Here is a 24,877-nt window from a genome sequence, read left to right on the forward strand (position 1 = left end):
AATCCAGCCGTATACTTAACGTCTCAGAATCAGAAATGCTTTAAAAAAGGGTTAGATAATCATGAAAATGAGAAGGTTAGGTAGCCAGGGACTTCATGTCTCGGAAATGGGGCTGGGGTGTATGGGCATGGACCATGGCTACGGCTATTCAGTTGAAATCCGTGAGCGAACAAAGCTGATAGACAAGGCTGTAGAACTGGGCTGCAACCTTTTCGACACTGCCCCCATTTACGGATTTGAAAACGAAGAACTGCTGGGTGTTGCGCTCAGCAAACACAGGGACAACGTTATCATCGCGACCAAATTCGGCGTGACCGGAATGGAAAACATTGATGGACAGCTGGTGCCGGTATTAGACAGCCGTCCGGCGTCTGTCAGAGAGCAACTGGAAGGTTCACTCAGTCGTCTGCAAACCGACCATATCGACCTGTTTTATCAGCATCGTGTCGATCCAAAAGTTGAGCCGGAAGTGGTGGCGGGATTAATGAAAGAGCTAATCGCGGAGGGGAAAATTAAGTACTGGGGCTTATCCAATGCGCCCGTATCTTACATACGCCGGGCTCATGCGATCTGCCCGGTCACCGCGGTCGAAGACCAGTATTCAATGATGTGGCGTAAACCTGAGCAGGATTTGTTCAAAGTCTGCGATGAACTTGATATTGGCTTTATGGCCTACAGCCCGCTGGGTAATGGATTCCTGAGTGGTCAGGTTACCGCTGATACAACTTACGGGGAAGGCGATTACCGGGGCATGATGGGGCGCTTCAAACCTGAAGTAATGGAAAATAACCAGGCGCTACTGGATTTGATTGCTCAAATCGCGGAAAGAAACAACGCAACTTCAGCACAGATTGTTCTTGCCTGGGAGCTGGCTCAGAAGCCTTACATCGTACCGATCCCGGGAACAACGAAATTACACCGGCTCGAAGAGAATTTTCACGCCGCAAATATTCAGCTCAGTGACGCTGAATTAAATGATATCAATGAAGCTTTATCCCGGCTTGAAATTGACGAAACATTCTTCTGAAGAATAAGAGATCGACATGAAAACAACTGTATTTGTTACCCACCCCAACATTAATCAGTCACGGGTAAACTCAGCCCTGGCAAAAGGTGCAGCATCACTGACCGACGTTGAAGTGCGTTATCTGTATGACCTGTATCCGGATGGCAAAATCGACGTGGCCGCTGAACAGGCTGCACTGGAAAAGACGGATCGTATCGTGCTGCAATTTCCTATGCAGTGGTACAGCACGCCGCCACTTCTTAAACAGTGGCTTGACGATGTACTGACGTACGGCTGGTCACATGGTGGAGAAACACAGGCGCTGCGCGGTAAGCAACTCATGCTGGCCGTTTCGCTGGGTGGTGCAGAGTCTGCCTATCAGCCTGATGGCGCTGCCGGACATACGGTAGGCGAGTACCTGCTGTCTTTTGAAACCATCTCCGGGTATCTGGGTATGAACTACATCAAGCCGTTTATTACAGGCGGAAGCGCGACGATAACTGACGAAGAAATCGCAGCTCAGGTCGAACAATATAAAACGGTATTAGCCTGATTACTTTCGGGCGACCATCAGTGTTTTAAAACGCCCTCAAATGTGCCGTTGCCGTTAACGGCACATTTTTATCTATGGGAAGGAGAAATCCTGTGTCTTTACAGCCAGTTGAACTGAATAAAGCATACCGATTATTGCAAGTCGGCCCAACTACAATGATTTCCGCTAAACATAATGGTAATGCCAATGTAATGGCCGCCGCATGGGTGAGTCTGGTGGGGATCAATAAAGTCATGGCGTATATCAGTCCGCAGGCTTACACCCGTGGATTGGTGGAAGAAAGTGGTCTGTTTGCCGTACAGATACCCGTAGTCAGCCAGATGGAAACCGTTTTGTACGCAGGTGAGCACAGCTACCGTGACAGGCCTGAAAAGAATCATAAAATACCGATGTTCTACATGAAAGAGTTCGATATTCCGCTGGTAGAGGGCTGTGCTGGCTGGCTTGTATGTAAGGTAATGCCAAATGCGGAATACGAGCTGGAACATAATCTGTTCATGGGAGAAATTGCCGGGGCGTGGAGTGACGATCGGGTTTTTCGCAATGGGCACTGGATATTTGATGAAGCACCAGACGAATTACGAACCATACACTATGTCGCCGGGGGGCAGTTTTATGCCATCGGCAAAGGAACCCGCTTTGACCATGGTCCGGGCAAAGACTGATACACGAGTGCTTTTTGTACTGGTACAACAAACTGCAGGGGCTGGTTGTTAAAATGCTTTTCTTTTCTCTCATGACCAGCAGCAGGCGATGTTGCCTCTGAGCCAGAAGGGGAAGCCGCTTTTCGACGCCTGCAGCCTGCCTTCCTATATGCTCCTGTCAGCCCGCAGCACTCATCAATGAACAATGGCATATCAAAGAGAAGGATCTGTGTCTTTAACCAGAAAGTGACAGTTTTGTTCTACCCACCGGTTGAGTTCATTTGCTGCCTGCCAGAGGGACGTTCCCAGCTCCGTGAGTGCATATTCGACTTTGGGCGGTACTTCACGAAAGACAGTGCGCGTAACAAGATGCCTGCTTTCAAGTTCCTTTAGAACGTTTCTCCGGCACCTCAGATAAAATAGACGGGTTTGCAGCGGCTGCCGGCTCAATACTTTTTTCGAGGATCAGTATGTTGTCAAGTCACTACAGGAGCAGTTTGCGGCCTATGCGGACATTTTCCCGGCACAGCACAGCTATCGCTCAGTATGCGGTCTGGCTGGCGCTGGCTGAAAAAGGAATTGGTGCCAATCTGCAGCATTATAATCCTCTGATCGATGAAGATATTCGCACTGAGTGGAATGTTCCTCCATCATTGAAACTCCGCGCGCACATGAATTTCGGTGCTATCCTTTCACCCGCCAGTGAAAAAGCCTTTATGGGTGATGAAAAGCGATTCATCGTTGCCAAACAGTCCTGAGGCTTGCTTATTATATTATTACTGACAGCGCTCGCCCTGAACGGCCTTTTCACCGAAAAATCCGCTCATCGGGATAGTACAGATGGCTCCGGTACTATTAAGACGCTTCAGAACCTCAATGGAAAGCATCCGCTTTAGAAGTTCAGCTGGTACCCTCCTGTGTAAGCCCATTCAGCCCGGCTGCTGTAAAGGTTCCAGGTGTACATCTCGTCCGGCAGCCATTCCGGTGCAGGCTCCTGCAACTGAGATTGCTGTGGTCATCAGTAATGGTACGGTCCAGCCTCCGGACAACTCCTGTACTTTTCCCAGCAATAGCGGTCCCATCGCCGCCATCAGATAACCGATACTCTGCGCCATGCCTGACAGCGCGGCAGCATCACCAGCGTTTGTAGTGCGCAACCCGATGAAGGTCAGACCCAGCATCATGCTGGCACCCGAGCCGAAGCCGAGGAGTGCAGCCCACAGCATCGCCAGATTTGGCAAATAAAGGATGCCAATAAAGGATACTGCGGTTAAAAGGCTGACACCAGCAGCGGCTAATTTCTGATCGTTAAGACGACGCAGCGTGGCTGCCAGAATTAAGCCGGGAATAGCGGTGGTGAGCTGAAGGATGCCATGTACCTCACCAGCCTGAGCTGAGGATAGCCCACTGCCTGTCAGAATGACTGGCAGCCAGCCGACCGCAACATAAAAGGGCATCGCATTCAAGCCCATAAACATGGTGACCTGCCACGCCAGAGACGAGCGCCAGACCGCAACGGTCGCTGCTTTTTTCTCACCTGCTACTGGCAATTGATGCTTTTTCTTCAACTGCGGCAACCATAAAAGCATCGCAAGGAGCGGTGCAATAACCAACATGGCTAACGCGATGTTCCAGCCCCAGCTCTGCGTCAGAGGAATGACAATGGTAGAGCCGATGGCGCCAGCGGTGCCCATGGTGATGGAATATGCTCCCGTCACGGAAGCCACGTTTCCGGAAAAGTCACGTTTAATCAGGCCAGGCAGCAGGACATTGCCCAGGGCAATCCCGATACCAATTAATACTGTTCCGCCATAAAGCGCCCAGACGCTGTCTGTTGAGCGAAGCACAATCCCCGCTGAAATCACGACCAGGGCACCAAAAAGGGTGCGTTCCAGGCCATACTTGCGGGAAATCGATGCGCTCAGTGGAGAAAAGGCGGCAAAGGCCAGTAAAGGCAGCGAGTTAAGCAACCCAACGGCTGTGATACTCAGCCCAAAATCATGGCGAATGGACTCTAAAACGGGTGCGATAGCGGTAAAAGGAACACGCAGGTTAATGGCAATAAAAAGAATGCCGATCACAAGTATGATTGAAGACCACTTGTTCGTCGTGTGGGACATAAGTTTTGCTTTCTCTGAAAAAAAGAAAGACTTTAAAGGACGCATGAGTTACAGAATATAGATAATCTGACAACATATAGCTAAATCATGCCAGTTAATAAAAAACCGGTGACCTCACCGGAAGAGTTTAATGCCGATGATTTCAGTCAGGCCGCTATCGCCCTGCATGTATCATCGTCAGGCGAGTATGCCGGGCAGCGTCCGCACGCTCATCGCAAGGGGCAACTTATTCTCTCTATGCGCGGTGCAGTGCGCTGTGAGGTTGACGATGCGCTGTGGCTTGTTCCACCGGGGCATGCCGTCTGGGTTCCGGGAGAGATCCCGCACCGTTGCCGGATCACGAAGAATGCAGATACGTGCTTTTTATTCATCGAGCCCGGCGCAGCAGCGATGCCGGAAATTTGCTGTACCATAGCGGTTACACCTCTGGTCCGCGAGCTTGTTCTGTATCTTGCAGAGCAGGAACATACTTATTCTCCTGACAGTAAAACCGCCAGGCTTGCAGCGGTGCTGCTGGAGCATATTCCGGATGTGCCGGTCGAAGCACTCCATCTTCCTGTATCAGATCATCCTAAAATCCGGATTATGGCTGAGGCACTCTTTAATGAGCCAGATGACCGGCGAACGTTAAAGCAATGGGCTGCTCATCTGGCCATCAGCGAGCGATCTCTGGCTAGGCTGATAAAAGAGGCGACAGGAATGAGCTTTGGCCGCTGGCGTCAGCAGCTGCATTTGATGATTGCACTAAGCCATCTGTCTGAAGGTCAGCCCGTGCAGCGCGTAGCCGGAACTCTAGGGTATGATTCGGTAAGTGCGTTTATTACGATGTTCAGAAAAGCGCTGGGTAAATCACCGACGCAATATTTCTCTTCCCTGGATTAGTGCACAAGCACAGAAGTCGAATTTATCTAAATAACACCAGCGTCCGCTTTTCGCTCATAAGGGACAACCATACTCAAATCTCCCACATTGCAGGAGATTTGAGTATGAACACGTCACCGTGGAACAAAGACCGTATCATCGGCCAAAAAAGACCACTTCAGATATCTCATATCTGGGGTATCCGAATCCGACTTGAACTGGAAGGTAAAACGCGCGATTTAGCTCTGTTCAACATGGCCCTGGACAGTAAGCTTCGAGGCTGTGATCTGGTCAAACTCAAAGTATCTGATGTTGCATATGGTAGCTCTGTTTCAAGCAGAGCAACGGTGTTGCAACAGAAAACCGGTAGCCCTGTGCAATTTGAGATAACCAAAGGGACAAGAGAAGCTGTTGCTGCATTGATACAGCTTAGCAATTTGCACAGTAAAGACTGCTTGTTTCGGTCTAGGGTCGGAACTAACCAGCACATTTCAACCCGGCAATACAACCGAATCTTTCATGGGTGGGTAGAAAAGCTTGGTCTCGAAGATTCGCTTTACAGCACACATTCCATGAGAAGAACAAAACCTTACCTGATCTACAAGAAAACCAAGAATCTCCGGGTGATCCAACTTCTGTTGGGTCATAAGAAACTGGAAAGCACAGTCCGTTATCTGGGCATTGAAGTCGATGATGCGTTAGAGATCTCTGAATCGATTGAAGTCTAAGGTTGTCAGGGCTGCAACAGCAGCCCTGTGCCAAAAGTGGAAGTTTGTATTTCAAAATTCTGCAAACAAAACGGGGATTCTTAAAGTTACACAACCAGTGAATCCAGTGTCACTAAATGGCTAAGGGATACACATTTTTGCTTTACAATAAAATCGGTTTCTTCCGCCTCTTTTGGAAGCATGTATAAAATATCCAACGGCAATTCAGCCCCTGCAATCTTCAGCTCTGCTTTGAGCTGGATTAATGCTTCTCCTGCAGGGCCTATAACCAAAATATCGTAATCAGTGCCAACCCCCAAAAGCGACGAACCAAACATAAAACATTCAAAAAACTTCAATGAATTGCACGTTTTTAAAAGGTGGCGTGCCACATCGTTTACCGACATCAACGACGAAGAATTAATTCCTTGAATTCTGACCATTTCATGATTCCGCAACCAAGTTCACGCCCTGCTACAACGGCATTATTAGTAGGATCTCCGTTAGGATTAATGTTCCACATGACATCAACCGGACCAAACTTTTCCCAAAATGATCGCACGGCATCAGCTGTAGGCTCGTATTCAAGTAGCATTCCCACCCTCAGCTTGCGACCATTGGCTAAATGAATATTGAATACGCGATCAAATTCCCTCTCTATACTTTTTACAACTCCCATTTGAGTTATAAGCCGATATGAGAAAAAATAATCTTTGTGAGAAGCAATATTAACATTATTGTCTGAAAGGGCAGAATATAAGGTACCTGCATTACCCCATCCTACTTTTGCGTTACTTAAGTAGTTGATAGCCTCACCTGTCCACACACACTCTTTCCTGTAACCACATAGAAAATCCAAATCAGGGAATTTTTCATGATACTGCTTAGCTATCTCAAGAGTGATCTCATATGATGCGGAAATAATAACTAATGTGTCAGGTCTGTCGTGGATAGAAATTCTGATAGCATCGTCAGCAACGTGTTCTGCAGAACCTGTTCTTTTAAAGTGGTTATTTATATTTTCAAGTGCATATTTAACTTGCCAGTTCATGCAAATATCCCATCCATATCTTGAGGGTAACGAATGGCCCTTCCAGAAACACCACAAACATGTCGCTCAGAAAGCCCGCGAACATGTTCTTTGTATTGTGCAAAGGTTTCCCGCTCTTCGGCTGTCAGATGGCATAAATTCATGCTTATGATCGCCTGAATGCGGAAGTGATTAGGTAAAATGACACTTTTCATCCTTTGCGACCATATTTGGGCCGTTTCAGACTCAGGATTGAAGTCAGACCTTGCCCCTTCAACAGGAGCGAACTCTTTCCATATAGCCTTATTTTCATCCATAGCTGCTACGACAGCCTCTCTCGCTTGTCTTCTATCTTCATAACGAATATTACCTTGCTTGTGCGCTAAGGCTGCAAGATGGTTGCTCTTCCACTCTAAAATCATGCTTCTTGAAAAGGACTCAGGCGCTTTATCGATAATGGTGTGGCAAGTTGGACATAGCAGTATGAGGTTTTCAAATGAGTCTGCTTCAAACTCCTCAGCAGGTCTCTCTTCGTGGCGGGGCCCAGTATCACCATGAGGAATGACATGTGCCATTTCAGCAATATGCTTATCACCGCCTATCTCTGCTGGGAAAAGCGGCTTAAGGCAGTCTGGTTTCTGACAATGACCTGCGGACGCCGAAAACAGCCGCAATTTGGTTTCGTTTGGGATACTTTTCCGAATAGCCATATTAGATTCCAAGCACTTGATTGTACGAGTAAAAATCTACCGCACTACAGTTGAAATAGTATACAGCTGACCAGCCTTATATTGCACTGAGTTTTTCATCATGCGTTATTCCATTTTGATAACAATATCGAACTTCCGCTCCTCGCTCGTTGCCGACTGTCACGCTGAATCGTGTTCTAATAAAGAACACGGCCAGATCAAGTCTGAGCCAATACACCTAAAGTTATGAGCGGGCTCTTTGCCGCCCGCCCCCGCAGCCTGCGAATTTTTCCTGACACACTGTGCCACGAAAAATTCGTAGGGAGGTTATACCTTTAACACCACCACGACTCTGCCCACAAGAATATATTGTCAAAGCCACATTCCTTTGCGACTTCTTGCCCCTGCCCTCAGGCTTTATCCATTAAATAACGATGCGCTTTTGATGCCTCACTAGCAGCTTTGAAAACATAGCGCTTATCGTTTTTCAGTGCTTTCAGCCAAGAAGCAATATAGCTTTCGTGCTGCACCTCTCCAACAATACCCAAATCCGCCATCAGAAAAGCACTTCCCAGCTCAGCCACTAATTCCTCCTCCGCATAATCTGCGCTGCCAAATTTCCCTTTCATTTCACGGTTAAGCCTTTTTTTACCACCGCTCCAGTGAACCAGCTCATGCAGGCCAGTAGCGTAGAAATTAGCAGCAGCGGAAAAAAGGTGACGCTCTGGTAGCCAGACCTCATCAGTTGAGGGTTGGAAAAAGGCATTTTGTCCTTTCTCAATGATGTTTGCGCCACTCTTTTGGAACAGATTTTCAGCCTCCGGCAACGGGTCAAAGATTGCTTCTGGGCTGACTATTTCAGTTGTCAGAGGAAGGCCATCAATTTGTTCAACGTTGAACACATTGAAGGTTTTCAGCATTGGGATCTGGTCGATGTCACCGTCTTCGTTTTCTTTCTCTAAGGTTTTATAGAAAATGGCTGCCGTACCGTGTTCACCTTTTCGAACCTGCCCGCCTATTGCCTGCGCCTGTTTGTAGGTCATCCAGCGTGAATCACCAAAGCCCTGTTTTGACGCGCTGCACCACAACAGCATGATATTCATTCCGCTATACGCGATACCGGTTGCGAAGTTGGAAGGCAACCCAGACATGCCCGGCACTCGTTTCCACGGGCAAGACCACGGTTTTACACCGGCTTCAAGCGTTGCAATGATGTTGTTGGTGACAGTCTGATAAATATCGGTTTTGGCTTTAGAAAATTTCGTTTTTGAGGAGCCTGACTGCTCCAGCGGGGATACGCTGGTCGCCGCTGCGGTGTTAGGGGCGCTAGTCTGGGTATGCAGGGAAATGGTCATGTTTTTTCTCCGTCAGTGGTGTGATTTTCGTCTTCGTATCGCCTGACGGTTCGCTTTCCCGACATCATTCCGGCCAGCAAGGGCGCAGAATGCGTGCCATTTACCCTTGCGGGATGGGTTGTGTTGGGAAACGATTAACCGGAAGCTGATACGAGAACGGAAGTCACACGGAGAAAAAACTGACACAGCATAGGCGGGCGTAGCGCCCCTTAGACCGCAGCAGTGAAAGGGGGTTGGGAAGTACGTTCATATAGCTATTTAAGGTGCTGCACACAGCCAAACTCGCTACATTTCGGACACAGCCCAACGCATTAAGCTTTTCTCAAAGCCAGTCAGTTGAAGGTGCTCTACTCTGGGTGCTAGGGTCCGAAGTTTCGCCAGCAGATCGTTCAGATGTTCCGATGGCAAGATGAGGTTCTTGATCTGAGTCGAGATCTGAGTGGGAATTCCGTATTCGTCCAACGCAGTAAGTAGCGGGTCGAGGAACATATTTTCAAGCGGCTCAGCAAAGAAGCTGAAATCTCCCGGCTCGCTCCCTTCTTTCGCCAGCACATCGGCCTGAATTTTATTTACGGCCATGATGTCCCGAGGCAATCGGAAACACACCATGTTTCTAATGAATTTCAGGCGCAGATTGATCGCTTCGCTGGATGTGTGTTCCGGTCGTCGATTCTCCACCGCGTCTCTTAGGTAAGCAGGCAGGTTTTTCTGAGTTCGGAGCTCATTGATGTGCCACACCAATTGCGAGCTGGACGAGATACCATAATCCATAAGGTTACCGCCCTCCAGAATGTAAACCAGCTCACATAAGTAATTTAGTTGGTTCGGCTCAGGAATGCCTTTCCAGTCCAGAAGCTTGCTGCTGAGCAGTAAGTCACGAATGATCGCTTCTGCTACCTCGATTTGCCGCTCAATCGGAACGTGCCGATTCTCTATCAGGGTTGTCGGCGACAATACCGGGTTGGCGTATGCATCTTGCAGCCGGCCACGTGAAATATCGGTAAGGTATTCGTTCTCCAGTTGCATGAGGAGTCCCATTGGGGAGTTTTCATCCTGATGGCCGATGGGGTATTCGACTGTGAGGCCCTGCTCAAGGGGAGGCGCTTCGAGCATGAAGACTTTTCCAATGAAGTACTTATTCATGCGGCCTGCGCGACCGGAAATATTCTTGTAGGTGAAGTAATCGAACGTTGAATTCTTCAGGCGGCGGTCGTAAATGATCACGTTCTCTGCCGATGTGTTGACACCTTCAATCATCGTAGATGTACAGATGATTCGCTTGATGATGCCCTCGTTGAACAACTTGACGATGTACTGCTGCAATGCACGTGGCACTCCGCCATGGTGAATCCCGATACCCAGAGATATTGCCTTAGCAACGTTCCATTCAGGGTGGTAGTGTTTAGAGATCCATGCTGCTATTTCCTGCGTCTCTGGTACTGGTGTCAGCCCAGCTTCCTGAATCAAATACTCTGCGACCCTGTTCGCACTAGGTGGTGCCTGACAGTATATTAAGGTAGGCGAGTCTAGGGTTGTGACCAACTCGAGCAATTTTTCCTTTCGCTCTTCGGATCGCATCTCCAGATTGAAATTCTGGATGTCGACCGCGACAGTGCTGTAGTCGGATGGGATGAAGTGGTACTCATAGTCATCCAAACCAGAGATCTTCTGAATGTGAGGCCCGAGCATGTAGAACTGAGCACCAGTCTTTGCGAGCTTGTGAAAGGCCAAGCTCAGGTCAACAGCGCGCGTGCTTTCGTCTGTGGCATTCCCCAGATCGATTTTGTAGAACTCGTCCAAGACGAAGAACTCCACATCAGCAAGATCAGGACGCTGGATGACACGCTCTTGGGTGAGCAAGTAGACATTGGTTGTCTCGCTCACAGATTCCTGGCTCGGATGCGTAATCAGGTTGAAGTCCTTAAAGCGTTTGACCAGACGACGGCGGGTTTCGTCGATCAGCGCAATGGTCGGAACGATCACCACCACCTTTTTGAATCGTCTCTGTGCCAGCACAGCGTCAATTACTAGACTTTTTCCGACGCTTGTAGAAGCACTGAGTACAACGTTTCGGCCTTGCATGATCAAGCTGAAAACATGAGCCTGCAGGTGATGAAACACCATGCCCTGTTCTACTCCCTCGACCCTGTGAGCTTCATAAGCCAAGCGATCAGAAATCGCCATGCTGCTGAGGTGAGGAGTGATATAGGGGAATAGTCCGACAGCTCGTACCATGTTTAGCAGGAGCGACTGTTCGACAGAGTCAAAAAGCTTAAATTTGTCGAGTGCTCGGATCACCAAATCGCGGCCCTCCCACTCTGAATTGCTTCTGTTGACAATGGTGTTGATGGCGAGAAGCACATCGACCGTCGATGCGCTTTCTTCACCCAGTTTCGCCAGGATGTTCTTGATTTTTTCGTAATTCATAGCCGCTTTGTTCCTTGAGACATCTGCGGCAGAGTGACCTGCCCGGGATATCTTCATCCTCGTATACCTTCTGCTCCGTAATCCGGAGAGCATGTATCAGTTATGCCTATAATTCTTCCAGCTTTTCGCAGTAAGAGTTGAAAGCCTTGGTCAGATGTTCAATGCTTTCCATAGGCACCAAAAAGATGTGCACCTTCACTTGTTTGATGTTCTCCGGCAGTTCCGAGGTGAACGTTCTGAAGTGGGTTTCGATCTCTATCTTGAGGTTGTCTACGTAATCAGTGAGCCAGCCTGACGAAAGCGCTGCACTATCGTAGGTCAACAAGATAGGGAAGCAGAGAATATTCAGCATGTCATCGACAGGAGAATTTCGATGCAGAGCTTGGTTGAAGGAATCTGCTTTTGGCTGGTGATGTAAAGGTTCGCGTAAAGAAATAATGATTTCTCGCTCTGCCGACAGCACGGTTTCTGAGATCGTTTCGTCAAGAATTTCGCGAATTTGCTCTAGGGTTGTATCCATATCATTTGCTTTGATCAAGCGGGCAAGACCTAGCCACAACTGATCATCCTGATCAGGCATCTGAACGATGTGAGCATTGCCAAATTCTGAAAGCTTGTCAGCAGATTTGTAGAATACTTTGCACGCAACGGGCTCGCTGTCTTGGCGACTGCGCAGGATGGAGTGCAGAATTAGTTCTGCAATGAGCCTATCGCGCGGAAGCTCACTGTCGCTGAAGGTACTGATTGACCTAGCCAGGATCGCTTTGGCGTTATGCGCGAGGATGTTTACGATTTCACTGGCCTTTAGGGAAAACTCAGGTAGCCATTCGATGAGATGCTTTGCGTAATTTTCGTGCCGCCATTTCTTAAGTGCATAGCGCACGTCAAAACCAGAAAATGAGTGCAATAAGCCCTCTTTAGTGTTGGCGTGAAACTCGACCAAGAACGGATCCGGACGCTTTTTATATGGTTTGGATGTGGCTGTTGACTTGTCATCAGCCTCGTCTAATAATTTTCTGAGGTAAGCCAGCGTCGGATCTCGAAGGATGATCTTAGATGCTGCAGCTGTCTTCACGCTAGCCGTGGCCGCTTTGTCAGCAATCTCTAAAAATTCTTCGTAAATTGCCTTTAGTTGCGTGAAGTTGGGACGATTTCCAAGCACCTCCGCAAGCTGGGACAAAGCCTTTATATTGACGGCCTCCAACGCCTCAACATCACCGTACACCTGCCAGACAAAGTTTTCCGCCCAGTACAAAAAGTTCCTTTTTTGAGGTGAGACAAAAGTTTTAAACGTCTTGCACAGTGCCATACCTCGGGTCGTGGTTATGTCAGGCAGAACACGCTTATCTATCTCTTTCTTGAATCCTTCAAGAATTTTTGCGACGTCGCGCTTGGTCACGATTCGGAAACGGGCAATACCTGGACGTACATCGCATTTCAGCGATTTATGCAGAAGCGAAGAATTAGCCTTGCTGCCATCTAACGCCGTTATCTCTTTCAAGTTCCATTTGCCATCACTTTCGGTTGTTTTGACCTGAATGTATTCATTTAGAATCTGGCCCTCGCATTGGAATACAGCCACGATATCATCCGCTGTCTCGCATTCCACTTGAGAGTAGTTGCTGTCTCGGAGCATCTTGAAGATGAAACTAACAGCTACGTGATCCTGATACTTGAAGCCTTGCCTTGCCGCAGGCCCACCTGCATCAGATAGGCTAGTAATACTCATCATGACATCCTTGCATTGCGAGAAGATTTGCAGAAATCGGACATCAGCTCAGCCAATCAAGACAACACATGCAAAACCTGCTAATACTACAGCGCTATTCCTAATAGAAGTCATTGGCAGGTCATCTGCAATATTTATTGTCACTTTATGCTGCTCTCAATAGTCCAGGTAAAAGCAATATTTCGATTGAATCACCCAGCAGTCGTGAACACAAGTTAACCGCTTTTTGCCGAATGCAGTCATTTATACAAATGGATAATAGACGAAATAAATCATTGCGTCTCAGCTTTGCAGATCGCGCAGCTCTAAGTTCGCTGTTTGCTCATCCATAATAGGATTGGCTATCGCCATACTTCTGTATCCCGACGCCTACCGACCGCCTTCCAGATCCGGGTCTGCACGCTAGTACTTGCCATGGAGCTCAATACACAGGAACGACCAATGACATGTCCAGTCTTCTTTCCTGACGCCTTCACCTCCGTGGTTGTAACCCGTGGTTACGTAACTGGGGCATGGTGAGCCCCTTGCTCAAAAAAAGTGCTGTACAATGTGGATAGAGCGAAGTGATAGTGAACAACTGCCCCATCATCTTAACAAAACAGGTATGGCGGTTAGCCTACTAGCAGGATAACCGCCTTTGTTTTCAATTTCAGCGAGCCTTTTTCTATATGTCCCTTCCGCAAGACACCAGTAATACACCAGACATTTCAGATACTCTTAAAGGTCAAAATGCCGCCCGGCTTATCATTGATAATGATCCCGCAGCAGTTCATATCCATGATCCCAGAACCATCGAGTTTGCAGATGCCATGATCGACACTGCTGCAGGCGAACTTAAAAACGCCGCCGGTATACTCAAAAAAATGGTTAAGGGTGCGGCTGCAAGCGCAGAAGATCTAGCGGTGGCAACCTTCCAGGGTATCATCGAAATTATTCAGAACGCAGATGATGTAAGGGCGACTAAGGTATGGTTTGGACTAAGATCAACTGAAGCAGGTAAACAGCTACTGCTTGTCCACAATGGCACTCCAGTAACCTGCCTCAACGTTCTTGGGATGGTTCTTCCTTACCAAACTTCCAAGACCAATAGAATAGACCAACGTGGCCGATTTGGGATCGGGATGAAAACTCTTTTGCGCATTGCCGACTCAATTTCCGTACACTCTGCGCCTTACCATTTTTCATGTAATCAACTAGATTTTAACCGCTTGCCACCTGAACCAGCTCTTCCTGGTTTTTATGACCCGGGACACCATACGCTGATTGTCGCAGATCTTAATTCAGCCTTTGATGATGCTGAGCTCATTGAATGGTTTGATTCATGGCGCCATGAAGGATTACTGTTTCTAAGTTCGGTAAGCCAATTAAAATGGTGTGAACTGGATGGCAGTATAAAAAGCGAACGCTCGCTGGATTTTTCAAGCTGGAAGGATACTGGTTATGAGCTGCAACACCCGGGAATCAGAAAGCTGCAATATCGATACGCTAAAAGTAAAGAAGATGACTGGACTGTCTGGCGAGCATCGGTAGCCGTTCCTGAACATTTACACCCAGCTCATAAAACACGTAGTGAAGAAACAGATATTTCAATCGCCATTTCGTCACAGCCGGTTAACTCAGGAATCTTCATTGGCTTTCGTACCGATATTCCCTCAACGCTCCCTTTTTCATTAGATGCACAATTCGATCCTAGTACGTCACGTGAGTCCATTATAGAAAATGACTGGAATCGATGGTTAATAGATCGAACTGCAGAAGTCGTTGGAAATATAGCCGCTGGGATGCTAATTACCAGCCCCAAAACGGCATGGAATCTCATTCCACTCTCTATTGAGGGCGTAGATCCAGGCCGTAGCTCAATTCTTAACAAGCGTTTTTTAGCCGCGCTAAAAACAACCAGAACATGGTTATCTCAGCATGCCCTGATACAACTACCTTTAGGTAATTATCCTTTTTCTGATCTCAGTTACGAAGAAGACATACTAACTGGTTTTCTGACCGAAGAGGATGTCGAACTCATTCATAAAGGTTTGCATGCTTTACATAGAAGTACCCGGGATAGCCAGGATCGCTGGCGTAGTGTTATGGATGAACTCAATGTGTCAAGACTTGTCGATACAGGTGAATTACTTGATGCCATGGAAAACCGGATATTCAATTTTAAACCTGCGGCATGGTGGGTCAATGCAGGGGCATGCCTTGTTGAGAATCATGAAAATACCGAATTATTTGAACGTCCCTTCCTGCTTTCTCATCTTAATGAACCAGTTTCCTGCAAACCGAAAGCGCAAACTTCAATCCCTCTGGTTTTGAACAGCCCTTCTGATTTTTCTTTACACTGGGGGCTGATGGAACGACTGCATTCAGATTATGCTGATAAGAGTACTGGCGAACCAGTCATTGCATGGCTGGATAACCACGCCGCTTTTGTCAGCCAAACCGACACAGCTATCGAACTGAATGCCTTTGCAGAGAAATTCGAAAAAAGCAGCATTGAAATATCTGAAGATGAGCTCCGCTTACTTCGGGACAAATTTGATTATCTACGGGACACCGAAGCAAAGGTTATAGGGACTAAAATTGGCACTATTCTCAAACTGGATGGATATGTCTATGATGGTGTTCGGATGCTCCGACAAAAAGTGCGCCTCTCAGAAAGCTATCTGTGTAAAACCCTAGATGGTGAAAACTCAACGTGGCCTGATGCCGCCGGGAAAACAGATGGTATTCAATGGGTTGGAGCCAAATATGAAGCCATTTTGAAAACTAACATCACCAAAGGAGCAAAACGCAAACGCGAGGATGGAACACAATCTCGGGGAGCCAGAAAGTTTCTATTCCTGCTTGGGGTTGAATCATCACCTCGTATAGAGAAAGTGAATGAAAACCTCTATTGGGGAACAGAGCTCCGTAAAAAAGAACTCAGGGAACATGGAGCTGAGCTGGTTGATTACGACTATGAATCACCAGATCTTGAGCATGTCATTCAAAATATCAAGGAAGCCACTAAGCAGCACGCGAAACAGCGAAGTCCTGCGCTGGTCCATACCCTTTCCAAAAACTGGCATCGCCTGTATGCCCATGTCTCAATGGTCCCCTCCCTTCACAAAGCGATTAAGTACTTTTATAAAAAGGGAAATGTCACAGCTGCGTGGCTGAATACACTAAGAAGTGTCGATTGGGTTGCGGTCGGTAAAGGAGAAACTGTTTTTTCTAATATTGCTGTGTTGAAGACCCCAGAGACTCAAACGCTTTACCAGACCTTCATCTGCGGGGTAAATGCCAAGGATATTGATCTCGATTTTTTAACCGCATTAGGCATCATTACTGATGTCAGAATCAGTGACCTACTAACTCAACTTAAGGCCTTACGTGACAGCCCGAGAATGGTAGATCAGACTCAAACACAGTCGATTTACCGTGCAATTGCAAAACGCTGTCCTTCTTCCGAGTCATATTTTTCATCGAAAGTGGGCGAACTCACTATCCAGGAGCTCAGGAGTCGCTTTCTAGAGGGAAAAGGACTCGTTTATGTGCCCTCAAAAGGATGGGCTAAACCAAACGAATTACTTAGAGGGCTAGATATTTTCCATGGCCAGCGACTTTTTGTGCCTGGAGGCTCGTCGTCAAATTGCCAAAACCTTTGGCGTACACTGAATATCCCCGAACCAGGCATTGATGACTGTATCCAATGCTGTCGGGAACTGACTCGTGAACAGTATGATTCAAGAATAGAATCTCAGCTTATGGATGTTTATCGTTACATGGAGAAATTGCTGGAGCATGCAGAGCGCTACCATAAAGATAAGTTACGGGTACTACCACTGTTCTGCTCGACTGGCTGGGTAACTCAACGCCCAATTCACTACGTGGACAATCCAGAGCTTCGGCAGCAATTAAGTAAGAGGCTTCCTACCCTTCATTGCTGGATACCGCCTTGTGATATACAGGATTTCCCTAGACTGGTTAAAGCACTTAGAGTAAAAGAACTGAATCCTGAACTTCAGATTCTCGGTAATAATTCCTACGCTAAAGAGCGTGGTGACCAGGAAAGATTACGTTTTGGGCATGCTGTTGAACACCTGTCAAATGAGCTTGCCAGAAGTACCCCTGAATTACGTGAAAAACTCGTTATAAGCTGGGATACTCTTAGGAATACTCAGCTCTATATTTACGAGCACCCCATCACAGTGCGTGCATTGTCTTCAGAGTTCCCTGCTGGATTTATTGAAGTTGCTCTTAATGCCGTGAGTTTGAACCAATCCGAAGTCTTCCATTTTTATAATGACGCAATCGGCAATCGTGATTCTGGAGGATGGCTTATTGCTTCTCTGTTTCCTGCAAAAGAACGTCGGCGAATTGATGGCGAATGGGTTCTTGCTTGGCAAAAAAGCTGTCACTCAGCGGCAGAAGCAATCCGCCTTGCGAGTGACGAGGCTCGTACTGAAGCCATGGAAGATATAATCACCAATATTAACGGTTCGGTAAAACACAAAATTAACGTTACTCCACCGAAGAGCCGATCAGTTGGAGCGAAGCCAAGAACACTGAAGCCATCGGTAGGTGCTATGGTCGGAGCTTCGCTGCAGACCAAGGCTGCACCCTCAAAATCTACAGCCACCCGTGGAGGATCCCGAGGACTGAAAAATACCCCGCCAGTGCCCCAACGAGGTCCAAGTTCATCAGTTCCCGCACCGGTTGCCTATACCAACGCAGATCTTGAGCAGAGAGCTTGGGAGCTACTTTCCCAAGCTCTGGACACAACCGACGATCAGAGGATTATTGATTTCAGACGCAATCATGGTGTGGGTGCCGATGCCGTTATTGACTGGAAACAGTTTATCGAAATGAAAGCCACTGGCCGTGGTCCCCAGAACCAGATAGAGATGTCTAACAATGAGTACTTACGCGCTAAGGAACGTGGAAGCAACTTTATTCTGGCTCTTGTGTCAGGACTTGAAACAGGTCAGTCGGATGAAATCAGGCTCATAATTGATCCTGTTAATTGTGCCAACGTAATCCCTACTAATGGGGTCAGATTAGGTGGGTTACTTGATGCCCCCTCCGTTGTTATTGAGTTTGAGAGCAGTAATGATGAATAGATAATCCTTGGCGATTCACCACATTCAGAGTGGGGAACTCAAACTAGTTTTATGTCACCTGTGTCATTGGTGGTCACTCTGGTGGTCTTGACAGAAGGGGATTTCTGATTTAGCTTAATAATTAGCCAGTTACTGGCAAAGGCGATCCCAGTCAGAGGAGCCAAATTTAAGAAGCCTGCTTTCGAGCGGGCTTTTTGCTTTTCCACTCTCTCATGGCAGCCATACCGCCTTCTTTAATACCCCCAAATGCGTTCTGCAACGGCGTCTCCCCCCAGGCGATAGCAGAGAAAAAACTCCCTGGCACATTAATATCCATTCATTACACTGACAAACGAGGGTGAAGACAGGCTGCGAACGAACCCCATGCTTTTCAGCCCATGTATCTTAATATCACGCTCCGAATCCCAGCCCGGCTATAAAAGACTTTTGCATCATCGCCTCAATTATACTGCCGGCCATCGCTTCAGCACGGCAGTTTGGGTTCCGTGGTCAATCCGTCATCGCTTCTGAATAAATACGATGCTATTTTCCCCCGCAGAATTAGCGTTCTGATGCGAGCGGAAAAGGTATACTCGGGTCACCTCTATAGGACTCTTCAGAAGCTCTTAAAAATTTTTGCTGCACTAAGATAGAAAATCCCACGCCTTTAACAAGGAATATTCCCTAAGAAAATTCCAATACAAAGAGCAGGGCTATTGTTGAGGCTTTAATGATAACCTCTCCCTATCATCTTTGCTTTATAAAAAACTACTAATAAATATAATAACAAAATTTAACACCAATAAAAAATATAAATACAAACAAAAACACCACACAAAAACAGCTTAATGGCCGTTATATCTTTTAGAGCGTCAGCGACATGTCTCATTGAGGCGGGCAATGTTAGATTACCCTCAATTCGCTGAATGGTGTTATTAACGCTGAGTTAAAGGTCAACCCAAGGATGAGATCGCGTTCAGATATGAATCTATCAACTAATATTTTATCTAAGGATAAATATTTTACTCTGGGCCTGATTGAATTGCTTGGAGAAGAGTTTATTGACAATTTCTTTTTGATTATAGATTTGGACTCTAACGACCTTCCCGGTGCGGAGTGGATTTATTTTTCGAATAAAAACATTGTCGCCTTTGCATCCAGCGACTTAGCGTTCTATAAGTCCGAACTCTTTGGCAAAGTAACGGTACTAGACAAAAAGAGTAACACCAGAAGTATTCTGAATTTCTTTTTAAAGAAAGAAACCGCAGGAAATTATCATACTAAGTTCCAGCTGAGTCTGCGTGAAAAGCAGATATTAAGCATGTTGAGCAGAGGGGAAAGCAACCAGGAGATCGCAGAAGAGTTTGGCGTGAAACTTAAGACTATTTATACCCACCGTCGCAACCTGATGAATAAATTAGGCTGTAAAAATAGGATTACGTTTCAAAATTTATTTTTCAACAATAAATGTCTTTTTAAGTGAAGCATCGCTTCAGGATTATTCATAAACAGGAGTTTTACCATGAACAAATTAGCCGTTATCGTTTTTTCAGCACTGTCCCTGAGCGCTACTGCAGCCCTGGCAGCCGATCCCGTTACGGTGAACGGCGGCACGGTACATTTTAAAGGTGAAGTGGTGAATGCGGCCTGCGCAGTGGATGCCGGTTCTCTCGATCAGACCGTTCAGTTAGGCCAGGTTCGTTCAGCGAAACTCGCCACCGCAGGCAGCACCAGCTCTCCCGTGGGCTTCAACATCCAGCTGAATGATTGCGATATCACCGTTTCCGAGAAGGCCGCCATTGCTTTTGCTGGCACGGCGATTAACAGTACCAACCCAACCGTTCTGGCCCTGCAGGGTTCTGCCGCGGGCGGCGCGACTAACGTCGGCGTACAGATCCTTGACCGTACCGGTACCCCGCTGGCGCTGGATGGCGCGACTTTCGGTGCGCAAACCACCCTCAGCAATGGTACCAACGTCATCCCGTTCCAGGCTCGCTACTTTGCGACCGGTGTCGCGACGGCCGGTACTGCTAACGCGGACGCCACCTTTAAAGTGCAATACGAGTAATTTCTTCATCAGGCAAGGAGGCGCATCGGGCCAGGATGGCCCGTTATCCAAATAAGACTGGGGTGATAACGATGCAAAAGATGAAGTCGGGTCTGTTGATATTTTTGCTACCACCGCTGGCGCTGGCCGGTAACTGGGAGGTGATGTTGCCCGGCGGGAACATGCGCTTCCAGGGGATCGTCATTGCCGAGTCCTGCCGCGTTGAAGCGGGAGACCGGCAGATGACGGTCAAGATGGGGCAAATCAGCAGCAATCGGTTTCATTCGGCCGGGGAAGACACCAATCCCGTCCCTTTCGATATTCACCTACAGGAGTGCAGTACCGCCGTGAGCCAGCGCGTTGGCGTGGCGTTTCACGGCGTCGCCGATGGTAAAAATCCGGATGTCCTCTCGGTTGGCGAGGGGCCGGGGATCGCTACCGGCATTGGCGTTGCCCTGTTTGATAAAACCGGCAGCCAGATCCCGCTCAACGCGCCAGCAGGGGCATGGGCGCAGCTGCACACCGGGCCAACCACGCTGCATTTTGTCGCTAAATATCGTTCCACCGGGAGTCAGGTCACCGGAGGAGCCGCGAATGCTCAGGCCTGGTTCTCCCTGACCTACCAGTAATCAGCGCCGGTAACAGGAAATCACCGTGAGAAAGAAAGAGATAAATATGAAAAATAGACTGGCTACCACGCGCGGGATGCGCGGTTTACTGGCGGGACTTTTACTGATCGCCACCGCCGGTTTTTCGACTCAGTCGCAGGCCGGCGTGGCGCTGGGTGCTACCCGCGTAATTTATCCGGCGGGGCAGAAACAGGCGCAGCTGGCGGTAACGAATAACGATGACAATACCTATCTGATCCAGTCCTGGGTGGAAAATGCCGACGGCGCGAAGGACGGAAGCTTTGTTATCACCCCGCCGCTGTTCGCCATGCAGGGGAAGAAAGAGAATACCCTGCGCATCCTTGATGCCACCAACAACCAGCTGCCGCAGGATCGGGAAACGCTGTTCTGGATGAACGTCAAGGCGATCCCGTCGATGGACAAATCAAAGCTCAGCGATAACACCCTGCAGCTGGCGATCATCAGCCGCATTAAGCTCTATTACCGCCCGGCTAAACTGGCGCTGCCGCCGGATCAGGCCGCGGAAAAGCTGACGTTTCGCCGCAGCGGGAATGCGCTCACGCTGATTAACCCCACCCCTTATTACCTGACGGTCACCGAACTCAACGCCGGCACCCGGGTGCTGAAAAATGCGCTGGTCCCGCCGATGGGCGAAGCCAGCGTCAGTTTACCGTCCGATGCAGGTCGCGAGATTACCTACCGGACGATTAACGACTACGGCGCACTCACCCCGCGCATGAAAGGCGTCATGCAGTAACCGATCGGGGAGCAGCGCTCTCCCCCTGAACGAAAAAAATAACGATGGCCGGGCGACTTTGGACCGGAGGGACTATGTCACATCTGAAATATGGACTCGACCACGTGGGCTCCCGGCGTATGACTCCAGGATCTGCGCGCGCATTCGCGCAGATCCCCTTAGCTCTTTTACTCGCCTCACCGGCTTTTTACGCCCAGGCGGAGCTCTATTTCAACCCACGCTTTCTGGCGGACGATCCCGCCGCCGTGGCGGATCTGTCCGGCTTTGAAAAGGGCCAGGAGCTGCCGCCGGGCACCTACCGCGCCGATATCTATCTGAATGACGGATATATGACCACCCGCGATGTCACGTTTAATGCCGGTGAAAAAGGCCACGGTCTGGCCCCCTGCCTGACGCGCGGACAGCTGGCCGGGATGGGCGTGAATACCTCAGCGATCGCCGGAATCGACGTCCTGGCGGCGGATGCCTGCGTACCGTTAACCGAGATGATTAAAGACGCGACGACCCGCTTTGATGCCGGGCAGCAGCGGCTGTATCTGACCATACCCCAGGCGTTTATGGGCAACCGCGCCCGCGGCTATATTCCGCCCGAGCTCTGGGACCACGGGATTAACGCCGGCCTGCTGAACTACAACTTCACCGGCAACAACGTGCACAACGACGTTGGCGGCAGCAGCAATTACGCGTACCTGAACCTGCAGAGCGGGCTGAACCTTGGCGCCTGGCGCCTGCGCGACAACACCACCTGGAGCTACAGCAGCGGCGGCAGCTCGTCGACCAGTGAAAACAAGTGGCAGCACATCAATACCTGGCTTGAACGTGATATTACGCTGCTGCGCTCGCGCCTGACCCTCGGCGACAGCTACACCAACGGCGACGTCTTCGACGGCATCAACTTCCGCGGCGCGCAGCTTGCCTCCGACGACAATATGCTGCCGGACAGCCAGAAGGGGTTTGCCCCGGTGATCCACGGCATTGCCCGCGGCACCGCTCAGGTGTCGGTGAAGCAGAACGGCTATGAGATTTACCAGAGCACGGTGCCGCCCGGTCCGTTCACCATCAACGATCTCTACTCCGCCGGCAGCGGCGGCGATCTGCAGGTGACCATCAAAGAGGCCGACGGCAGCAGCCAGGTCTTCACCGTCCCTTACTCGTCCGTTCCGGTGCTTCAGCGCGAGGGCCATACCCGCTATGCCGTCACCGCCGGAGAGTATCGCAGCGGCAGCAATCAGCAGGAAAAACCGACGTTCTTCCAGGGGACTCTGCTGCGTGGTCTCCCGGCGGGCTGGACGCTGTACGGCGGCACCCAGCTGGCGGACCGCTACCGCGCCTTTAACCTCGGCGTCGGCAAAAATATGGGGGAGCTGGGGGCGCTGTCGCTGGATATCACCCAGGCCAACGCCACCCTGCCCGATGACAGCAATCGTCAGGGGCAGTCGCTACGTTTCCTCTATAACAAGTCGCTGACGGATACCGGCACCAACATCCAGCTGGTGGGCTACCGCTACTCGACGCGCGGCTATTTCAGCTTCGCCGACACCACCTACAGCCGGATGAGCGGCTACAACGTCGAGACCCAGGACGGGGTGATTGAGGTAAAGCCGAAGTTCACCGATTACTACAACCTCGCGTACAACAAGCGCGGCAAAGTGCAGCTCAGCGTTACCCAGCAGCTGGGGCGTACCGCCACGCTTTACCTGAGCGGCAGCCACCAGACCTATTGGGAGACCAGCAAGTCCGACCGGCAGCTCCAGGCCGGGCTTAACGCCGCCGTCGACGATATCAACTGGACCCTGAGCTACAGCCTGACCAAAAACGCCTGGCAGCAGGGTCGTGACCAGATGCTGGCCGTCAACGTCAATATTCCGTTCAGCCACTGGATGCGATCCGACAGCAAGTCGGCCTGGCGACACGCCAGCGCCAGCTACAGCATGTCCAACGATCTGAACGGCAGGACCACCAGCCTGGCGGGGCTGTACGGCACGCTGCTGGAGGACAACAACCTGAGCTACAGCATGCAGACCGGCTACGCCGGCGGCGGTGAGGGCAACAGCGGCGGCACCGGCTACGCGGCGCTGAACTACCGCGGCGGCTACGGCAATGCCAACGTCGGCTACAGCCGCAGCGACGGCATCAAACAGCTGTACTACGGCCTGAGCGGCGGCGTGCTGGCCCACGCCGACGGCGTCACCCTGAGCCAGCCGATGAACGACACGGTGGTGCTGATCAAAGCCCCCGGCGCAGACAATGTAAAAGTAGAAAACCAGACCGGGGTCCAGACCGACTGGCGCGGCTACGCCGTTCTGCCCTACGCCACCGAATACCGGGAAAACCGGGTGGCGCTGAACACCAACAGCCTGGCCGATAACGTCGACCTGGACGACGCGGTGGCCAGCGTAGTGCCAACCCACGGCGCGATAGTTCGCGCGGAGTTTAAGGCCCACGTCGGACTCAAGCTGCTGATGTCGCTCATCTATAACGGTAAGCCGGTTCCCTTCGGCGCGCTGGTCACCTCTGTCGGCAGCCAGGGCAGCAGCATCGTCGCCGATAACGGCCAGGTTTATCTGAGCGGGATGCCGCTGGTCGGCAAAGTACAGGCGAAATGGGGTGAAGGCCCGAATGCCAGCTGCGAGGCGAACTACAGCCTGCCGCCGGAAAAACAGAGCCAGATGCTGATCTCGCTGTCCGCCGAGTGCCGCTAAGGAAACCATGATGAGAAAAAACTTCTACCTGCTGAGCGCCCTCGTATCACTGGCGGTCAACAACGCCAGCGCGGCGGACAGCACCATCACCATCAGCGGCTACGTCCGCGATAACGCCTGCGCCGTGGCGGGTGAATCGAAAGATTTTACCGTCGATCTGATGAATAACGCCGCCAGGCAGCTTCATGCGGTTGGGGCGACCACGCCGCTGGTGCCGTTTCGCATCGTGCTGTCGCCCTGCGGCAGCTCGGTCACCGCTGTCAAGGTCGGCTTTGTTGGCGTTGCCGATAGCAGCAATACCGAACTGTTAAAGCTCGACGGCGGGGCTTCAGCGGCGGCAGGCATGGGCGTGCAGATCCTTGACGCGCGGCAAACGGCGCTGCCGCTCAACGCCGCTTCGTCAGCGATCGCCTGGACCACGCTGACCCCCAGCCAGGCCAACACGCTGAACTTTTACGCCCGGCTGATGGCCACCCAGGTGCCGGTGACCGCCGGACACGTTAATGCAACCGCAACCTTCACGCTTGAATTTCAGTAACC

21 protein-coding genes and 1 pseudogene are annotated in these 24,877 nt (G+C 49.9%); 14 read left to right on the forward strand and 8 right to left on the reverse strand.

Annotation, left to right across the window (positions count from 1 at the left end):
• Positions 1-61: 61 nt before the first annotated feature.
• From CMQ96_RS02205 to CMQ96_RS02215, 3 genes are all read left to right on the forward strand, one after another.
• Positions 62-1,027 (forward strand): aldo/keto reductase, encoded by a 966-nt coding sequence (locus tag CMQ96_RS02205; RefSeq protein WP_032754870.1) that lies wholly within the window; start codon positions 62-64, stop codon positions 1,025-1,027.
• 16 nt (positions 1,028-1,043) lie between these two features.
• Entirely contained in the window at positions 1,044-1,559 is a 516-nt protein-coding gene (locus CMQ96_RS02210; RefSeq protein WP_032754872.1) for an NAD(P)H-dependent oxidoreductase, read from the forward strand.
• A gap of 92 nt (positions 1,560-1,651) precedes the next feature.
• Positions 1,652-2,224, forward strand: coding sequence for a flavin reductase family protein (locus tag CMQ96_RS02215; RefSeq protein WP_004136862.1), 573 nt, complete (start codon positions 1,652-1,654; stop codon positions 2,222-2,224).
• 192 nt (positions 2,225-2,416) lie between these two features.
• Here CMQ96_RS02215 and CMQ96_RS02225 read toward each other — a convergent pair whose 3' ends face one another.
• A complete protein-coding gene (locus tag CMQ96_RS02225; RefSeq protein ID WP_072123626.1) occupies positions 2,417-2,653 on the reverse strand; it encodes a helix-turn-helix domain-containing protein in 237 nt (78 codons plus the stop codon).
• A 20-nt stretch (positions 2,654-2,673) separates the two neighbouring features.
• Between CMQ96_RS02225 and CMQ96_RS02230 the strand changes: the two genes are divergently transcribed.
• Complete coding sequence (locus CMQ96_RS02230) at positions 2,674-2,961, forward strand: hypothetical protein (protein ID WP_323071165.1); 288 nt, start codon at positions 2,674-2,676, stop codon at positions 2,959-2,961.
• 171 nt (positions 2,962-3,132) lie between these two features.
• Here the strand turns inward: CMQ96_RS02230 and CMQ96_RS02235 are convergent, their stop codons facing one another.
• Positions 3,133-4,323 (reverse strand): CynX/NimT family MFS transporter, encoded by a 1,191-nt coding sequence (locus CMQ96_RS02235; protein WP_004136868.1) that lies wholly within the window; start codon positions 4,321-4,323, stop codon positions 3,133-3,135.
• An 87-nt stretch (positions 4,324-4,410) separates the two neighbouring features.
• Between CMQ96_RS02235 and CMQ96_RS02240 the strand changes: the two genes are divergently transcribed.
• Positions 4,411-5,205 (forward strand): helix-turn-helix domain-containing protein, encoded by a 795-nt coding sequence (locus CMQ96_RS02240; protein ID WP_012540031.1) that lies wholly within the window; start codon positions 4,411-4,413, stop codon positions 5,203-5,205.
• 104 nt (positions 5,206-5,309) lie between these two features.
• The gene (locus CMQ96_RS02245; protein WP_032754877.1) at positions 5,310-5,912 is read left to right on the forward strand and encodes a site-specific integrase; all 603 of its coding nucleotides are present in this window, start codon (positions 5,310-5,312) and stop codon (positions 5,910-5,912) included.
• Between the two features lie 86 nt (positions 5,913-5,998).
• On the opposite strand, the gene CMQ96_RS02250 is transcribed toward CMQ96_RS02245, so the two are convergent.
• The 6 genes from CMQ96_RS02250 to CMQ96_RS02275 form a co-directional block, all read right to left on the reverse strand.
• Complete coding sequence (locus CMQ96_RS02250) at positions 5,999-6,334, reverse strand: hypothetical protein (protein WP_224375514.1); 336 nt, start codon at positions 6,332-6,334, stop codon at positions 5,999-6,001.
• Positions 6,298-6,942, reverse strand: a complete 645-nt coding sequence (locus tag CMQ96_RS28795; RefSeq protein WP_032754882.1) for a hypothetical protein — start codon at positions 6,940-6,942, stop codon at positions 6,298-6,300. The genes CMQ96_RS02250 and CMQ96_RS28795 overlap by 37 nt, the downstream gene beginning before the upstream one ends.
• Complete coding sequence (locus tag CMQ96_RS02260; protein WP_032754885.1) at positions 6,939-7,631, reverse strand: HNH endonuclease signature motif containing protein; 693 nt, start codon at positions 7,629-7,631, stop codon at positions 6,939-6,941. The genes CMQ96_RS28795 and CMQ96_RS02260 overlap by 4 nt, the downstream gene beginning before the upstream one ends.
• 389 nt (positions 7,632-8,020) lie before the next feature.
• On the reverse strand, positions 8,021-8,965 hold the full coding sequence (locus CMQ96_RS02265) for an ArdC family protein (RefSeq protein ID WP_032754888.1): 945 nt from the start codon (positions 8,963-8,965) through the stop codon (positions 8,021-8,023).
• A 285-nt stretch (positions 8,966-9,250) separates the two neighbouring features.
• A complete protein-coding gene (locus CMQ96_RS02270; protein ID WP_049083419.1) occupies positions 9,251-11,392 on the reverse strand; it encodes a DEAD/DEAH box helicase in 2,142 nt (713 codons plus the stop codon).
• A gap of 106 nt (positions 11,393-11,498) precedes the next feature.
• On the reverse strand, positions 11,499-13,124 hold the full coding sequence (locus CMQ96_RS02275; RefSeq protein WP_224375512.1) for a dsDNA nuclease domain-containing protein: 1,626 nt from the start codon (positions 13,122-13,124) through the stop codon (positions 11,499-11,501).
• A gap of 665 nt (positions 13,125-13,789) precedes the next feature.
• Here CMQ96_RS02275 and CMQ96_RS02280 point away from each other — a divergent pair.
• From CMQ96_RS02280 to CMQ96_RS02315, 8 genes and pseudogenes are all read left to right on the forward strand, one after another.
• Positions 13,790-18,223, forward strand: coding sequence for a sacsin N-terminal ATP-binding-like domain-containing protein (locus CMQ96_RS02280; RefSeq protein ID WP_050887871.1), 4,434 nt, complete (start codon positions 13,790-13,792; stop codon positions 18,221-18,223).
• A 22-nt stretch (positions 18,224-18,245) separates the two neighbouring features.
• Positions 18,246-18,460: pseudogene (locus CMQ96_RS28800) on the forward strand (hypothetical protein).
• 724 nt (positions 18,461-19,184) lie between these two features.
• Entirely contained in the window at positions 19,185-19,685 is a 501-nt protein-coding gene (locus CMQ96_RS02290; RefSeq protein ID WP_004138868.1) for a helix-turn-helix transcriptional regulator, read from the forward strand.
• A gap of 39 nt (positions 19,686-19,724) precedes the next feature.
• Entirely contained in the window at positions 19,725-20,270 is a 546-nt protein-coding gene (gene fimA, locus CMQ96_RS02295) for a type 1 fimbrial major subunit FimA (RefSeq protein WP_024359983.1), read from the forward strand.
• A gap of 71 nt (positions 20,271-20,341) precedes the next feature.
• Positions 20,342-20,878, forward strand: a complete 537-nt coding sequence (locus CMQ96_RS02300) for a fimbrial protein (RefSeq protein WP_049085579.1) — start codon at positions 20,342-20,344, stop codon at positions 20,876-20,878.
• Between the two features lie 76 nt (positions 20,879-20,954).
• Positions 20,955-21,635, forward strand: a complete 681-nt coding sequence (locus tag CMQ96_RS02305) for a fimbria/pilus periplasmic chaperone (RefSeq protein WP_171016421.1) — start codon at positions 20,955-20,957, stop codon at positions 21,633-21,635.
• A gap of 74 nt (positions 21,636-21,709) precedes the next feature.
• Entirely contained in the window at positions 21,710-24,337 is a 2,628-nt protein-coding gene (locus tag CMQ96_RS02310; protein ID WP_049089515.1) for a fimbrial biogenesis usher protein, read from the forward strand.
• Positions 24,338-24,347: 10 nt separating this feature from the next.
• Positions 24,348-24,875, forward strand: a complete 528-nt coding sequence (locus CMQ96_RS02315; protein WP_024359987.1) for a fimbrial protein — start codon at positions 24,348-24,350, stop codon at positions 24,873-24,875.
• Positions 24,876-24,877: the final 2 nt, after the last annotated feature.

The organism is Klebsiella sp. MBT K-1, assembly GCF_002556465.1.
Taxonomy (GTDB): Bacteria; Pseudomonadota; Gammaproteobacteria; order Enterobacterales; family Enterobacteriaceae; genus Klebsiella; species Klebsiella grimontii.